Here is a 14,568-nt window from a genome sequence, read left to right as displayed (position 1 = left end):
CTTTTCATGCTGTAGTTGATAACCCTTACCTACTTAAAGCTGTTTGTAAACATCGATCAGCTTTTGGGCGACTTTTCCATAGCTATGATGTTGCTCAACATACGATCGGCCGGCCATTCCAAGTCTATGCCAATCCTCAGGGCGATTTAGTAAATCCTTTAAAACCTCATATATGGTATCCGGATTAGCGCTTACGATCGGTAATCCGGGCGGGAATGTATTGCGAAGGTCGTCACGGATATAACATATGACGGGCTTTCCCATCGCCATGGCCTCCATGCTTAAATTTGCATAAGTACCAATTCGAAGTTGGTCGATGACGATAGCGGACTGCCGATATAATTGCATTACCTCGGTATGAGGTAAATTTTCCAGCAGCTTAAATTGAAGTTTGTGTCCTTCTTTTCTCAAACGTTCAACTGCGGCTACTACGAATTCTGTCCCCTTGATCTCTCGATGCGAGGGTGCATGGACGACTAATGGCTGGGAATCCGGTGCCGGGTAAACCGGCTTCATTTGTTGTACATCGATAGCGTAAGGCACAACGTGGACGTGTTTGTAATAAGGCTTGACGTATGGCATTAGTTCATAATCATTGATGATTGCATGGTCGATAGAGGAGGAAAGTAACCTCATATTAGCGTGGACTTTTTCTTCCGGCCAAGTTTCTTTTACCACAACATAGGGGTTGTTAAAGCTCCTCGCCACCGACAATAACCGTGCATCAGAACCGTTATGGTGGACAATCAACTTTTTACCCCTGTTTTTTAGAAGCTTCAAATCCCTTTTATCAGGCTCAAAAAAAGTTGAACCAAAATGAAAATGGAAGATGTCGTATATTTCCAATGCTTCCTCAAAATAGGCATCCCGAATCTTCGCTCTAAGCTCCATGGGATATAGATCCAAATTCAAACAAACATCAGATAGGTACGAGTAAACGTCTTTATAAAAACTGCAAGAGGTTGCATGTACGCCGCTAGAACGTAATGCATGGGCCAAAGTGCTGGCTCCGATGCCGTGAGGAGAGAGAAGGACTTTCTCTTTGATTGTGTCATACGTTTGTTTTGGATTTTCGAACGGTATGATGGACACGTAATTCCTTATCATTTCCTGTCTTGACAGCTTATCCATTGTTTTAATTCCTCTTTTCAGTAAAAATAACCCTTACCTGCTTAAAGTTGTTTGTAAACATCGATCAGCTTTTGGGCGACTTTCCCATAACTATGATTTTGCTCAACATAGGATCGGCCGGCCATTCCAAGCCTGTGCCAATCCTCAGGGCGATTTAGTAAATCCTTTAAAACCTCATATATGGTATCCGGATTAGCGCTTACGATCGGTAATCCAGACGGGAATGTGCTGCGAAGATCGTCACGGACATAACATATGACGGGCTTTCCCATCGCCATAGCCTCCATGCTTAAGTTTGCGTAAGTTCCAATGGACAGTTGATCGATGACAATAGTAGACTTTTGATAAATTTGTTTTGCCTGTTCGCGCGGCACTTTTTCAACCAACTGGAATTGAAATTTGTGACCCTCCTTTTGTAAACGTTCGACGGCTTTCAGTACAAATTCAGTACCTTTAACCTCCCGATTCGAAGGTGCATGAACGACTGTAGGCTCGACATCGGGTGATGGGTACTTAGGAGTAAATTGATTGGCATGGATCGCATAAGGAACAATGTGAACTTTTTTAAAATACGGATCGACATGAGGCATTAATTCGTGATCACAAATGATCGCATGATCGACATAGGCGGAAAGAACGTTTAGGTGCTCCCGAATCCTTTCTTCTGTCCATCCCCAAGCCCCATCTTGTATATATCGATTGTTAAAATTTCTGGCGACCGACGGTAACCGCGCTTCAACACCGGTCAAGTGGGCCACAACTTTTTTTCCTTTGCTTGCATAAATTTGTAAATCCCTTTTATCAGGATCAAAAAAAGTTAAACCAAAACGAAAATGGAAGATGTCGTATGTTTCCAATGCTTCCTCAAAATAGGCATCCCGAATCTTCACTCTAAGATCCATCGGATATTGATCTAAATTCAAACAAACATCAGATAGGTAGGAGTAAGCGTCTTTATAAAAACTGCAAGAGGTTGCATATATGCCACGAGAACGTAATGCATGAGCCAGTGTGCTAATACCGATGCCGTGAGGAGAGAGAAGGACTTTCTCTCTGATTGTATTTTGTTTAGGGTTTTCGAAGGGTTTAACGGACACGTACTTCTTTATCATTTCCTGTCTTGATAGCCTATCCATTGTTTTAATTCCTCGTTTCATTCTGTAATTAAAACCTTTGCCTGCTTAAAGCTGTTTGTAGACGTGGATCAGCTTTTGCGCGACATTGTCATAGCTATGGGTTTGTTCCACATAGCTGCGGCCGGCCATCCCGAGTTTCGCCCAGTCCTCCGGCCGGTTTAATAAATCTTTCAATACTTCATAGATGGTATCGGGGTTTGCGCTGACGATCGGGAAACCGGGCGGGAAGGTGCTGCGCAGATCGTCCCGAATATAACAAATGACGGGCTTACCAATCGCCATAGCCTCCATGCTCAAATTCGCATAAGTTCCAACCGTCAGTTGGTCGATTATAATGGTCGATTTTTGATAAATTTGTTTCGCCTGTTCGTGCGGGACTTTTTCGACCAAATGAAACTGAAATTTTACGCCTTCTTTCTTTAATCGATCTACGGCCTGCAGCACGAACTCCGTTCCCTTCACCCTGCGGTCCGACGGCGCGTGGACAACTACCGGCTCGGCGGAGGGAGACGGGTACTCAGGCGTAAATTCACGGACATCGATCGCATAAGGGATGATGTGCACTTTCTTAAAATACGGTTCGACTTGAGGCAATAGTTCATGATCGTTGATGATCGCATGATCGGTGTAGGTACAATTAAGCTTCAGATTCTCCCTAATCCTTTCTTCAGTCCAGAACTCCCTTACTTGAACATACGGATTGTTAAATGTTTTTGCTATCGACGGCAAACGTGCTTCATCACCATTAAAGTGAGCTACGATCTTTTTCCCTAAGCTCTTCAGAATTTTCAAATCTCGCTTATCAGGCTCGAAAAAAGTTGAACCGAAATGAAAATGGAAGATGTCGTATGTTTCTAATGCTTCCTCAAAATAGGCATCCCGTATCTTCACTCTAAGATCCATGGGATATAGATCCAAATTCAAAGAAACATCAGAAAGGTAGGAGTATACATTTGTATAAAAGCTGCAAGAGGTTGCATGTACGCCACGAGAACGCAATGCACGAGCCAAAGTGCTAATTCCGATGCCGTGAGAAGAAAGATGGACTTTCTCTCTGATTGTGTCATATTTTTGGTTTGGATTTTCGAAGGGTTTAATGGACACGTAATTCTTAATCATTTCCTGCCTTGATACCCTATCCATTGATTGAATTCCTCCTTAGATTTTGAAAATCTTTTTGCGTTAGGAACATATCTACCTTTAGTTTTTGTGTAGCTATCATTCGGATCCCCCTTTCTTCTGTTCTAACTACCCTTAAACTACCTAGAAACACTAGAAAATTGAGACGCCGGTTCGTACCGGCGTCTGCTTGTCATGTTATAGGTTCGCAGTTAATATCGTCCAAGGCTTGACTTAGCTTGGCTTGCTCCTTGCTGTTAAATTTTTTGTTGAACAAGGTGTATTGAATAAATCCGTCCGCGCCTGTAACATCTTTAATTATAAATTTAGCCTCAAGAAAAGCCCCTAGAACCGGCGATGCGGGACACCCTGTTGGTTCGACAGCTGGATTGTCGAAGTTATCGCTATATCCTATAACGGTGTGGTCCGGCGAAGCAGGGTCAACCGTTATTAGCGCGACGGCTTGCTGTTTCATCGTATTCTTTTTACCCATCTTTTAATCTCCTTTACATCGAAACTCAAAATGTATGATGTTTACTTGCTAGTTAACCGGCTTCATCTCAAAATCGGCGAGACAGCAAGTAAATACCTGCTACTACCGTATGTAACACTATCAATAATTGCTGTAGGTATAGCGACCAATTGAGATAAATTCCGCCTTTACCAGTAGTTTCACAACTATTTTTACTAGAAAGTTCCGCTATGCAGGACAAGAATCCGTACCATAAGGAAGCCAGGTTCATATGATAATTTTGGTTGACGGATTTTATTGATGAAGGGAGAGATAGAAATGATCGATGCTAGTGTCCATTTGCCCTCTTCCCTATGGATCGGCTATAACGTAATAATCGAACACGGTGTAATCATAGGAGAAAATGTCCGCATCGGACATCATTCCGTTTTACTCTCCGGGACGATTGTTGGCGATGGCGTTATGATTGGATGCAATACGGTTTTAGGCTGCCAGCCGTTCAAAAATGCGAGAGTACGGCACGACGTTTCCGAACAGGGATCGCTTGTGATTGGCAATGAAAGCCGAATCGGCAACGGAGTCGTCATCTATGCCGGGTCCACACTCGGGGAAGGCGCAATGATCGGCGATTTGGCAAGTGTTCGGGAGAGGACACACATAGGCCATTCCACTGTGGTGGGAAGAAGCGCTACCGTCGAATGCCGCACAACGATTGGCGACCGATGCTTGATTCAAACCGGAGCCTATATTACAGCTGACATGATCATTGAGGATGACGTATTCATCGGGCCGGAAGTATCTACTTCAAACGATAAATACATGGGCCGAAAGCCATATGAGCTGGCGGGTCCCCATATCAAGGAAAAAGCAAGCATCGGGAATAATGCCACGCTGCTCCCGGGAGTAACCATTGGCCGGGAAGCGATTGTCGGCGCAGGTTCCGTTGTGACCAAGGATGTGCCTGACAATGCAACCGTAGTAGGCGTACCTGCGAAGCTTATGTCGCGGGATCCGTAGATTCGACAGGAGGAAGATAAACGTGAATATCCCATTAATTGATTTGAGGGCTCAATATTTGTCGGTGGATGCCGAGATACAAAACGCTGTGCGAACAGTGCTTCATAGCGGGGCTTATGTCTCCGGCCCGGAGATCCGAAGCTTTGAACAAGAAATGGCACAATTCACGCAATCCCAATACGCAATTTCGACGGCGAACGGAACGGATTCTTTGATATTGGCTTTAGAGGCATGCGGAGTAGGGGCCGGGGATGAAGTAATTACTTCTCCGTATACCTTTTTTGCAACGGCGGAGGCCATTGCAAGAGTAGGGGCGGTTCCGGTTTTTGCTGATATCGATAGAAGGACGTACAATTTGTCGCCGGAGCATGTGGAGCGGAAGGTCACTTCCAGAACGAAGGCGATCATCCCCGTACACATTTTTGGCCAGCCGGCGGAGATGGATGCGTTTCTTGATATCGCCCGGCGCCGCCATTTATATATCATCGAAGATGCGTGCCAAGCGCTGGGCGCCACCTATAAGGGAAGGCCCGTCGGGAGCATAGGTCATATTGGTTGCGTTTCTTTCTTTCCTACCAAAAATTTGGGAGGCTACGGCGACGGCGGGATCGTTCTGACGAACGACGAAGATATGGCACGCAAAGTACGTTTGCTTGCAAGCCACGGCAGCACTCGAAAATACTATCACGATGCGGTGGGCTATAACAGCCGGCTTGACGAGCTGCAGGCCGCTATTTTACGAGTAAAGCTGGGAAAATTGAATGAATGGAACAAATTACGCCGGGAAAAGGCCGAATATTATTCCGGTCAGCTTTTGGCACCGGGCATCGCTCTTCCTCATTCCATTAACGATATCGTCCATGTTTATCATATCTACATGATAGAATTCAAGGAGCGGGAAGCATTATCGTCATATTTAAACGAAGCAGGTATAGCCACCGGCCATTACTATCCGTGTCCGCTGCATCTTCAAAAGGCATTCGTTGACCTCGGCTACAAGAGCGGAGATTTGCCGGCAGCCGAAGCCGCTTCGGAACGGGCGATCGCATTGCCGATGTTTCCGGAGTTGACCATGGAACAGCAGCAGTATATCGTTTCGCGCATTAACAAATTTATAGAATCGCAGTAAGGATTCCGGAAACAGCCAAGGGATACGGTTTGTCAAGCCGTATCCCTTCTTTTCGTTCGGAGGCTGCCGTCTATCACACTTTCTTGCCAACGATTTCGTTATAAACATTCAATAGTGCGGAGGCCGCCTTGTCCATAGAATGGTGCTGCTCTACATAACGCCGGCCTTCCATACCAAGCTTTTGCCACGTATCCGGGCGACTCAGCAGATTCTTCAATGCATCATATATCGTATCCGGGTTGGCGCTTACGATCGGAAGTCCGGGCGGATACTTGCCGAACAGATCGTCGCGAATATAGCAGAGCACAGGCTTGCCCATGGCCATCGCTTCCATACTCAAGTTGGCATATGCGCCAATGAGCAGCTGATCAATGACAATGGCCGAATTTTGATACAGTTGTAACGCTTCCTCATGCGGAAGATTTTCGATTAACTTGAATTGAAACTGAAATCCGTCTTTTTGCAATCGCTCTATGGCGGACAGGACATATTCGGTACCTTTGAGCTCCCGACGCGACGGAGCATGTACAATAAGAGGATTCGGATCGGGTGACGGATACTGGGGTGTGAACCCGCTGGCATCTATGGCTCGAGGGACGACATAAGTTTTTTTGTAATACGGCTCGATATAAGGCAATAATTCATGATCAGGGACAACGGCATAATCGATATAGGAGGATAGGAGCTTTAAATTGTAGCGAATCGTTTGTTCCGGAAAAGAGCGTTTGACGCGAACAAACGGGTTATTGAAGTTTCTGGCTATGGACAGCATTCGTACCTCGGAGCCGCGGTGTTCGACAATCATCTTTTTCCCCATAGCGGCAAGTATCTTTACATCGCTTTTGTCCGGAAAAAATGTTTCTCCGAAGTGGAAATGAAAGAGATCGTACTTTTGTATCGCTTCCTCAAGGAATTTCTTTCGAATTTCGTTTCTTTTGCTTGCCGGGTATTGATCCAAATTCAAACGGATATGGGCCAAGTAATTATAAACATTCGTCGATTTGAAGCTGGCCGACGATGCACTGACGCCTTGGGCACGGAGCGCACGGGCCATCGTGCTGATTCCGATACCGTAGGGAAGGTGCAATACGTTCAAGGACATACCTCCATTCTTGTTTCCAACGAATCATTCCTCCATTAAAGCCGATGATAAATTTCGATAAGGGCTTTCGCTATTTTTTCCATGCCATGGAATTGTTCCACATACTGCCGCCCTTGTAGACCGAGCTTTTCCCAGCGTTCGGGGTGACTCAACAGATCCTTTAATACATTGTAAACCGTATCCGGATTTGCGCTTACAATCGGGAGCTCGGGCGGGAACTTGCGGCGCAGATCCTCGCGAATATAACAAATGACGGGTTTGCCCATCGCCATCGCTTCCAAGCTCAAGTTGGCGAAGGAGCCTATTCGCAATTGATCGATGACAATCGCAGCCTGCGAATATAATCGAAGCGCCTCCGTATGCGGGAGTTTCTCTATGAGCTTGAACCGAAAAGGGAATCCGTTTTTCTTCAAACGCCCTACCGCCGACAGTACATATGCGGTGCCCTTGATCTCCTTATGGGACGGAGCATGGACAACGAGCGGTTCGGCATCGGGCGGCGGGTAGCAGGGGATCAATTCGCTGCAATTAATGGCATACGGTACGACGTGAACTTGTTTATAGTAAGGCTTAACATAAGGCAGCAGCTCATGATCCGGGACAATCGCATGATGGATATAGGCGGAAAGAAGCTTGAGATTCGCAACAATCTTTTGTTCCGGCCATGACCGCTTCACTCGAGCGTACGGGTTGTTAAACCCTTTCGCAATCGATAGCATTCGTGCCTCGGAGCCGCGATGATGAACGATCATTTTTTTTCCTTTATTTTGAAGTAGTTGCAGGTCGCTCTTGTCGGGAAAGAACGTCTCCCCGAAATGAAAATGAAAGATGTCGTATTTATCCATCAATTCATGCAGAAACGCTTTTCGTAATTCGTTTCTTTTGTCCTCCGGGTATTCGTCGAAATGCATGCTCATATCGGCCATATAAGCATAGTGATGGGTTCGCAAGCTGCAGGAAACGGCCTCAACTCCCTGGGCGCGCAATGCCCGGCTCAGAGTGCTGATGCCGATTCCATAGGGAAGGTGTACTACTCTCAAATTTCTCACACCTTCAATATTTATTTTTAAGCCATTTGATGGTCTCGCTTACGCCCTGCTCAAAATTCCAATCGAAATTCATTCCGATCGCTTTGATTTTGGAGTTGTCGATTTCAAAGTTTTTGATATCGCCAGGCTTCCACCCTCTGAATTCGACTTGGAGGTCGTTCCGATTCAGCTCGGTTCGAACAAGATCGGCCAATTGTTTGATCGTTATTTTCAATCCTGACGCGCAATTATATATTTCGCCGTTCGTTTCCGGATGGCTGGCCGCGAGCAAGTTCGCTTTCACGACGTCTTTCACATACGTAAACGATCTGGTTTGGCTGCCGTCGCCAAAAATGACGGGTGGCTGATTATTCAAAACCCTTCGAATGAAAATGGAAACGACCCCGCCGTAATCGTTATCTTCTTGTCTCGGGCCGTAGACATGGAAGTACCTGAGAATCGAGACGTCCATCCCGTATAGATGCTTGAATACTTGGCAATATTTTTCGGCCGCCAGCTTGCTTGTGCCATAAAATGAAACAGGGTTCGTCGGATGCTTTTCATCCTCGGGGACATACCTGGCTTCCCCGTATACCGAACCGGTTGAAGCATGCACGATTTTTTTCACTCCATGGGTTCGTGAAGCCTCTAAGACATTGAAGGTGCCTTCGGCGTTCGTTTTCAAGTCTAATCTCGGGTTTTTCATGCAGACGCTATTTTTCGATACAGCTTGGTGAAATACAGCTTCGACGCCTTGAAAATGGCCGGCGATTTCATCGTAGTTCGTGATATCCGCCTTTACAACGGTAAGCAGAGGATGATCTATAAATCCTGCAAGATTCTCCCGTTTACCGCCTGAAAAGTTATCAAGACAGGTCACTTTCACGTTTAATTTCAATAATTGCTCCACCAGATGGCTGCCGATAAATCCGCCTCCACCGGTGACCAATGCCGTCCCGTACGGAAATAGATCGTTCACTCTATCAAACGCTCCTTTTTATCAATTTCATAACCTTTTCATTGTTGCAGATTCCTATATAGATATATTCACTAAAGGCTGCATGAGGTATGGTCCGTTAATCTATTTCCGGAAAAATAGGTATAGCTTAAAAGCCCATTGGCAGTATCAAAAAGCGTCTAATTGCGCCGCTATTTGGTTTATGGTCCATGCCACTCTTCTAAATAGTTCATATACTGTCCTAAATAAATCCATAGGAGAGAAAGCTTCCAATGGATTTGCGCAGCGAGGTGATGCTTTTGAAAGAAATCATTGACCATTGCATCAAGAAAGCGAAGGAGAGCAATAAACGCTCAGCCGCTATGATCGGAACAACATCCAAACCTAATAATCCTCCGTTCGTTATAGGGCCATTGAAAGAGTCGGAAAGCGTCATAGGGAGCAGTTTTATAATCAAAGATCCTAAATATGTTCGAGAGATATGTCAGTATGCGGATGGGCTGGTAGACTATTTTTTTATCGACGTGGAAGCAAAGCAGACGCACATCGATCTTTTGGCGGAAGCCAAATTATATGTGAAAAAAAGCAAGATGAAAACGTTCAAAGGAAACGACATTACCGCTCTTGCCTGCGACCTGCTGGTAAGCGAAATCGTGCCGGATCTTAGAGGGAAAAAGGTTTCTATTATCGGCGCAGGAAATATTGGTTCCAAAGTAGCGCTGAAGCTGGTCGAACGAGGGGCGGATGTTTACATCACTCGAAGGGACAATAAGGGCGAGATTATTGCTTCGGCTATCAATATCATGAAGACCCGCTTTACAGCCGGAACGGTTTATAGCGAAACCGACCCAGCCTTGTCCGCAAGAAATGCCGATGTACTCATCGGATTGACGCAAGGGTATCCGGTGATTGACGGCGGGATGGTATCATCGCTGGCCAGCCAAGCATTGATCATCGACGGCGGCGTCGGCACGGTTACGGAAGAAGCGATATGGTGTGCCAAACAATCGGGATTGAATATTTTTCGGTTGGACATACGGATTGCTTTTCCTTACGTCATGGAAAGCATTTTGTCAGCTGAGCATTTTTTACATCATATCGCCGGGACTTCCACCGTGGATGGCAAAACTTACGTAGCCGGGGGCATCGTAGGGGTAAAGGGGGATATTGTCGTAGATCAAATCGATTCCCCCAAGATGATTATTGGCGTAGCCGACGGGAAAGGCGGCATTCTCCAGTATTACAACAGCAAAGTGTTTGAAGACGAGCATTAGGAGGCTATTTCAAGGAGTGATTACATGATCAAAGATATGATCCAGGGAGAAAATATTTTTGTTACCGGCGGTGCCGGTTTTATTGGATCGACGGTTGTCGGGAGTTTAATTAATCATAATAAAGTAACGGTTTACGATAACTTCACCAGAAACGCATTGAAGGAGAAGCCTTATTATAATCATCCTAATTTAACGGTTGTTCAAGGGGATATTCTTGATCCGGAAGCGGTCAAACGATCCATGCAGAATTCGACCTACATCATTCATGCAGCCGCCATAGCGGGGATTGATTCGGTAATCAAAAGCCCGGTGACGACGATGAGAGTGAATATGGTAGGTTCAAATAACGTGCTTGCGGCCGCGGCCTCTCTCCAAAACTGCAAAAGGGTCGTTTGCTTCAGCACGAGTGAAGTATTTGGTCAAATGGCATTTCGATCCACCGAGACAAGTCCGGCGGTTATGGGGGCAGTGGGAGAAGCCCGATGGACTTATGCCGTCAGCAAACTGGCGGAAGAGCATCTAGCGTATGCATTTTATAAAGAACAGGGTCTTCCTACGGTAACCGTCAGACCGTTTAACGTATATGGGCCGGGCCAAGTCGGGGAAGGAGCGATTCGCACCTTTATAATGCGCGCATTGAGAAATGAAAATCTTCAGATCCACGGGGATGGAACGCAAATCCGGGCATGGTGTTACATCGACGATATGGTCGAAGGGATTGTTTGCACGATGATTCGGGATGAAGCGGTGGGCCAATCTTTTAACATCGGCAATCAAAGGACGGTTATTACCGTGTATGGGTTGGCCAGCACCATCATACGCGTATTGCGCTCAAAATCGGAAATTGAATTTGTCGAAGCGGACTCGGCCGATATCGAACTCCGAATACCGAACGTCGAAAAGGCGAAAAAATTGCTCGGATTCGAGGCGAAAGTCGATTTGGAGGAAGGGATTGACGCGACCGCGCAATATTTTCGGGGGAAAATAAGCGGATGAAGAGCAGTATTCGATGCTAGCTTAAGGAGGAATAGGCTTGAAAGTGCTGCTTTCCCCCCATGGAATCGGGATCGGTACGCTGGCACAAGCACTGCGCGCCCACGGCGTCGATGCGACAGCATGCAGTTATAGCAGGGACGTTTACTCCTATTTATCCGACATTTGCTTGAAATTAAACGAACATCCCTATAAAGAGAGGGAAGCGATCAGAAAAGCTTTTTTCCATGAGGCAATGAACAAATACGACATTTTCCATTTTCATTTTGGCGAAACGTTCTTTACCGATAAAAGCGATTTAAAGCTTCTTAAAGATAGGGGCAAAAAGCTGATTGTTCACCACAACGGATCCGATGCGCGCTTATTATCCGTTGCGAGAAGCTTTCATAATCCGTATGTTCTGGTGAAACAAAATTGGCCGGAAGAAAGGGTCCATGCGAATATGAGGCTTCTTTCCGCCTATATCGGTCATGCGATCATTAACGACAATGAATTGATGCCTTATGTGAAACCGTACTATCAACATATTCACGTCGTCCCTTACGCTATCAATGTTCGCCCGATCGTCCCGCATTACCCTTCTCCTGAAGCTAAGCCTCTTATTGTGCATGCGCCGTCGCATCGAGAAATCAAGGGAACGGAATATGTGCTGGCGGCCATCGACCGTTTGAAAAGAAAAGGATATCCATTTCGGTTCAAGCTGCTGGAAAATTTGCCGCATCATCAGGTCGTGCATTTGTATAAACAAGCCGCCATTGTGATTGATCAGCTGCGGATCGGAACTTATGCGAATCTAAGCATCGAAGCGATGGCCATGGGAAAACCCGTCATTTGCTATATTCGCGACGATCTTCGCGGCACATTCCCTCGCGGACTACCCATTGTGAGCGCGAATCCGGATACGATATTCGAGGTGTTAAAGGATCTCTTAAACCGGCCTTCCGACTGGAGGAAACTGGGCGAAGAAGGCCGGAGCTATGTCGAACAGACCCATAGCTATGAGAAAGTAGCTCAGAAGCTGATCCCGATCTATGAGCAGCTCTAGAGGGGGGAGCATCCAGTGACCGAAAGGAGAAACGCTGAATTATGCATCCTATTTCCAGGCAGGCGATCCTAAAGAAGTACGTTCGTGTGACGCCGTTCGACAATTCGGGACAACAATATTATGCGATCAAGGGCAAAGTGCTGCTTTCCCCGCACGGCATCGGAATTGCAACGCTAGCCCGGGCGTTAAGGGCTCATGGCGTACATGCAACATCCTGCAGTCTTAATAACGACGTATATTCGTATCTATCCGATATTTGCTTGAACTTAAACGAATATCCCAAGGCGGTCAGAGTCGCCGTTCGGAATGCTTTTCTTGAAGATGCAATGGAAAAGTACGATATTTTCCAGTTTCGATTCGGCGCATCGTTCACTGCGGATAAAAGAGATTTGAAGCTGTTTGCAGCCAAAGGGAAAAAGATGGTTGTTCATCACTGCGGCGATGAAGCCCGCGTACTGTCGGTAGCGAGAAGCTTTAACAATCCTTATGCCGAGGGCAGAGAAGCTTGGACGGAAGAAAGAATCCGGAGTAGTATTAAGCAGCTCTCCACTTATATCGATCACGTAATCATTAACGATCATGAACTGCTGCCCCATGTCGAGCCTTATTATAAAAAAGTTCACATCGTCCCTTATGCGATAGATGTTCAATCGTTCAGGCCGGAATACCCCGCATCGAAATCCGAGCCTGTCGTGGTTCACGCGCCTTCGCACCGGAAAGTGAAAGGAACGGATTTTGTATTGGATGCCGTGGAACGATTGAAAAAAGAAGGTCTGAAATTTCGGTTCAAGCTGGTGGAAAAGGTGCCGCATGAGCAGGCTATGAAAATATACCAGCATTCCACGATCGTAATTGATCAACTTACCGTTGGAACTTACGCGAACTTGAGCATGGAAGCTATGGCGATGGGAAAGCCCGTCATTTCTTATATTCGGGATGACCTTCGAACCACATTCCCGCCGGGACTGCCGATCGTCAGCGCGAATCCGGGTACGATCTATGAGGTGTTAAAGGATCTTTTGAAGCGGCCATCCGACTGGGTGAGGCTCGGGATGGAAGGTCGGCGTTATGTTGAACAACATCATAATTTTGAAAAAGTGGCTAACATGCTGATCGACGTTTATAAGCAGCTGTAGGAAGGGGGCGACATCATGAAGGTTCTTCATCTGCCCTATGGCGGACAAATGGTAACCTTATGCTCCGCTCTGCGGGAGATCGGTGTGGAGGCGGCTTCCTGCCATTATTACAAATCCAATTTCAATTTCAAGCCGGATTTGTGCCTTCATCTGCAGCAGGTTCCGCCAACCAAGCACGTAATGATAAGAACGGAATTTTTTAACCGGGCGGTTCAAGAATTTGATGTTTTTCATTTTCATTTCGGCCAGACGTTCCTTCCGGATCATAGCGACTTGGAGTATTTGAAAAAGATGGGGAAAAAAGTGGTCGTCCAACATCGCGGTTCCGACGTACGAAGACTTTCCATCGCCCGCCAATACGGAAATCCTTACGTTCAGGTGAAATATCCCGACGAGAAAGCAATCGTTTCCGAGCTGCGGAAGCTTTCCGCTTTCATAGACCATGCCATCGTAGCGGATCATGAGCTATTACCTTACGTCCGGGAATTTTACAAACAGATCCATATCATCCGCCAGGCCATCGATCTTCGAAGGTTCGAACCGTCTTATCCGTCCGCTGCGGCGAAAGCGCCCCTTATTGTGCACGCCCCATCCCATTCGTTTATCAAAGGAACCCAATTTGTGCGGGAAGCGGTCCGAAAGCTGGAGAAGCGAGGATACGCTGCCAAGCTTCAAATTCTTCACCGAGTTTCGCATGAAGAAGCCGTTCAAATATATAAACGTTCGGACATGATCATAGATCAGCTGCGTATAGGTTCATTCGGGATATTCAGCCTTGAAGGGATGGCTTTAGGTAAACCTGTCGTATGCTACATCCGTGACGGGCTGCTCGACACGTATCCGAAAGAGCTGCCCATCATCAACGCCAATCCGGATAACCTGTACGATCAGCTTAAAAGGTTGGTCGGCCACCCCGAGAGATTGCCTGAACTTGGTTTACAGGGAAGAGCTTACGTTGAAATGCATCATGATTCATTAAAAATCGCAAAGCAGCTGGCCGAACTGTATCGGCAGTTATAACCCAATTT

General features: G+C 46.4%; 14 protein-coding genes. 7 read left to right on the top strand and 7 right to left on the bottom strand.

Annotated features, from left to right (window positions below; genetic code table 11):
• Nucleotides 1-33: 33 nt before the first annotated feature.
• From ACFQI7_RS27050 to ACFQI7_RS27035, 4 genes are all read right to left on the bottom strand, one after another.
• The gene (locus ACFQI7_RS27050) at nucleotides 34-1,131 is read right to left on the bottom strand and encodes a glycosyltransferase family 4 protein (protein ID WP_230415239.1); all 1,098 of its coding nucleotides are present in this window, start codon (nucleotides 1,129-1,131) and stop codon (nucleotides 34-36) included.
• A gap of 41 nt (nucleotides 1,132-1,172) precedes the next feature.
• The gene (locus ACFQI7_RS27045) at nucleotides 1,173-2,288 is read right to left on the bottom strand and encodes a glycosyltransferase family 4 protein (RefSeq protein WP_218100685.1); all 1,116 of its coding nucleotides are present in this window, start codon (nucleotides 2,286-2,288) and stop codon (nucleotides 1,173-1,175) included.
• A gap of 24 nt (nucleotides 2,289-2,312) precedes the next feature.
• On the bottom strand, nucleotides 2,313-3,410 hold the full coding sequence (locus ACFQI7_RS27040; RefSeq protein WP_218100686.1) for a glycosyltransferase family 4 protein: 1,098 nt from the start codon (nucleotides 3,408-3,410) through the stop codon (nucleotides 2,313-2,315).
• A 169-nt stretch (nucleotides 3,411-3,579) separates the two neighbouring features.
• Complete coding sequence (locus ACFQI7_RS27035) at nucleotides 3,580-3,879, bottom strand: hypothetical protein (protein ID WP_218100687.1); 300 nt, start codon at nucleotides 3,877-3,879, stop codon at nucleotides 3,580-3,582.
• A gap of 297 nt (nucleotides 3,880-4,176) precedes the next feature.
• Between ACFQI7_RS27035 and ACFQI7_RS27030 the strand changes: the two genes are divergently transcribed.
• Both ACFQI7_RS27030 and ACFQI7_RS27025 read left to right on the top strand, forming a co-directional pair.
• Nucleotides 4,177-4,875 (top strand): DapH/DapD/GlmU-related protein, encoded by a 699-nt coding sequence (locus tag ACFQI7_RS27030; RefSeq protein WP_218100688.1) that lies wholly within the window; start codon nucleotides 4,177-4,179, stop codon nucleotides 4,873-4,875.
• Between the two features lie 22 nt (nucleotides 4,876-4,897).
• Nucleotides 4,898-6,004 (top strand): DegT/DnrJ/EryC1/StrS family aminotransferase, encoded by a 1,107-nt coding sequence (locus tag ACFQI7_RS27025; RefSeq protein WP_218100689.1) that lies wholly within the window; start codon nucleotides 4,898-4,900, stop codon nucleotides 6,002-6,004.
• Between the two features lie 73 nt (nucleotides 6,005-6,077).
• On the opposite strand, the gene ACFQI7_RS27020 is transcribed toward ACFQI7_RS27025, so the two are convergent.
• From ACFQI7_RS27020 to ACFQI7_RS27010, 3 genes are read right to left on the bottom strand one after another with little or no spacing between them, the layout of a single operon-like run.
• Complete coding sequence (locus ACFQI7_RS27020) at nucleotides 6,078-7,100, bottom strand: glycosyltransferase family 4 protein (protein WP_218100690.1); 1,023 nt, start codon at nucleotides 7,098-7,100, stop codon at nucleotides 6,078-6,080.
• A 41-nt stretch (nucleotides 7,101-7,141) separates the two neighbouring features.
• Nucleotides 7,142-8,155 carry a glycosyltransferase family 4 protein gene (locus tag ACFQI7_RS27015; RefSeq protein ID WP_377517909.1) on the bottom strand — a complete coding sequence of 338 codons (1,014 nt, stop codon included), beginning with the start codon at nucleotides 8,153-8,155 and terminating at the stop codon, nucleotides 7,142-7,144.
• 4 nt (nucleotides 8,156-8,159) lie between these two features.
• Nucleotides 8,160-9,113, bottom strand: coding sequence for an NAD-dependent epimerase/dehydratase family protein (locus ACFQI7_RS27010; RefSeq protein WP_218100692.1), 954 nt, complete (start codon nucleotides 9,111-9,113; stop codon nucleotides 8,160-8,162).
• A gap of 251 nt (nucleotides 9,114-9,364) precedes the next feature.
• Between ACFQI7_RS27010 and ACFQI7_RS27005 the strand changes: the two genes are divergently transcribed.
• The 5 genes from ACFQI7_RS27005 to ACFQI7_RS26985 are packed head-to-tail and all read left to right on the top strand — an operon-like array spanning nucleotide 9,365 to nucleotide 14,560.
• Nucleotides 9,365-10,366, top strand: coding sequence for an NAD(P)-binding domain-containing protein (locus tag ACFQI7_RS27005; protein ID WP_218100693.1), 1,002 nt, complete (start codon nucleotides 9,365-9,367; stop codon nucleotides 10,364-10,366).
• Between the two features lie 24 nt (nucleotides 10,367-10,390).
• On the top strand, nucleotides 10,391-11,362 hold the full coding sequence (locus tag ACFQI7_RS27000) for an NAD-dependent epimerase/dehydratase family protein (protein WP_230415241.1): 972 nt from the start codon (nucleotides 10,391-10,393) through the stop codon (nucleotides 11,360-11,362).
• Between the two features lie 43 nt (nucleotides 11,363-11,405).
• Nucleotides 11,406-12,404 (top strand): glycosyltransferase family 4 protein, encoded by a 999-nt coding sequence (locus tag ACFQI7_RS26995; RefSeq protein ID WP_230415266.1) that lies wholly within the window; start codon nucleotides 11,406-11,408, stop codon nucleotides 12,402-12,404.
• A 41-nt stretch (nucleotides 12,405-12,445) separates the two neighbouring features.
• Complete coding sequence (locus ACFQI7_RS26990; protein ID WP_218100695.1) at nucleotides 12,446-13,540, top strand: glycosyltransferase family 4 protein; 1,095 nt, start codon at nucleotides 12,446-12,448, stop codon at nucleotides 13,538-13,540.
• A 15-nt stretch (nucleotides 13,541-13,555) separates the two neighbouring features.
• Entirely contained in the window at nucleotides 13,556-14,560 is a 1,005-nt protein-coding gene (locus ACFQI7_RS26985; RefSeq protein ID WP_218100696.1) for a glycosyltransferase family 4 protein, read from the top strand.
• Nucleotides 14,561-14,568: the final 8 nt, after the last annotated feature.

It is taken from the genome of Paenibacillus allorhizosphaerae (assembly GCF_042659105.1).
GTDB classification, from domain to species: Bacteria; Bacillota; Bacilli; order Paenibacillales; family NBRC-103111; genus Paenibacillus_G; species Paenibacillus_G allorhizosphaerae.
Note: the sequence above shows the minus strand (reverse complement) of the source record. Positions and strands in the feature narration are given on the sequence as shown.

What these genes read in the sequence shown, in the direction of transcription:
- ACFQI7_RS27030 (WP_218100688.1), top strand. Translation starts at nt 4,177, where the DNA reads ATGATCGATGCTAGTGTCCATTTGCCCTCTTCCCTATGGATCGGCTAT.
- ACFQI7_RS26990 (WP_218100695.1), top strand. Translation starts at nt 12,446, where the DNA reads ATGCATCCTATTTCCAGGCAGGCGATCCTAAAGAAGTACGTTCGTGTG.
- ACFQI7_RS27005 (WP_218100693.1), top strand. Translation starts at nt 9,365, where the DNA reads ATGGATTTGCGCAGCGAGGTGATGCTTTTGAAAGAAATCATTGACCAT.
- ACFQI7_RS27000 (WP_230415241.1), top strand. Translation starts at nt 10,391, where the DNA reads ATGATCAAAGATATGATCCAGGGAGAAAATATTTTTGTTACCGGCGGT.
- ACFQI7_RS27045 (WP_218100685.1), bottom strand. Translation starts at nt 2,288, where the DNA reads ATGAAACGAGGAATTAAAACAATGGATAGGCTATCAAGACAGGAAATG.
- ACFQI7_RS27040 (WP_218100686.1), bottom strand. Translation starts at nt 3,410, where the DNA reads ATGGATAGGGTATCAAGGCAGGAAATGATTAAGAATTACGTGTCCATT.
- ACFQI7_RS27035 (WP_218100687.1), bottom strand. Translation starts at nt 3,879, where the DNA reads ATGGGTAAAAAGAATACGATGAAACAGCAAGCCGTCGCGCTAATAACG.
- ACFQI7_RS27050 (WP_230415239.1), bottom strand. Translation starts at nt 1,131, where the DNA reads ATGGATAAGCTGTCAAGACAGGAAATGATAAGGAATTACGTGTCCATC.
- ACFQI7_RS26985 (WP_218100696.1), top strand. Translation starts at nt 13,556, where the DNA reads ATGAAGGTTCTTCATCTGCCCTATGGCGGACAAATGGTAACCTTATGC.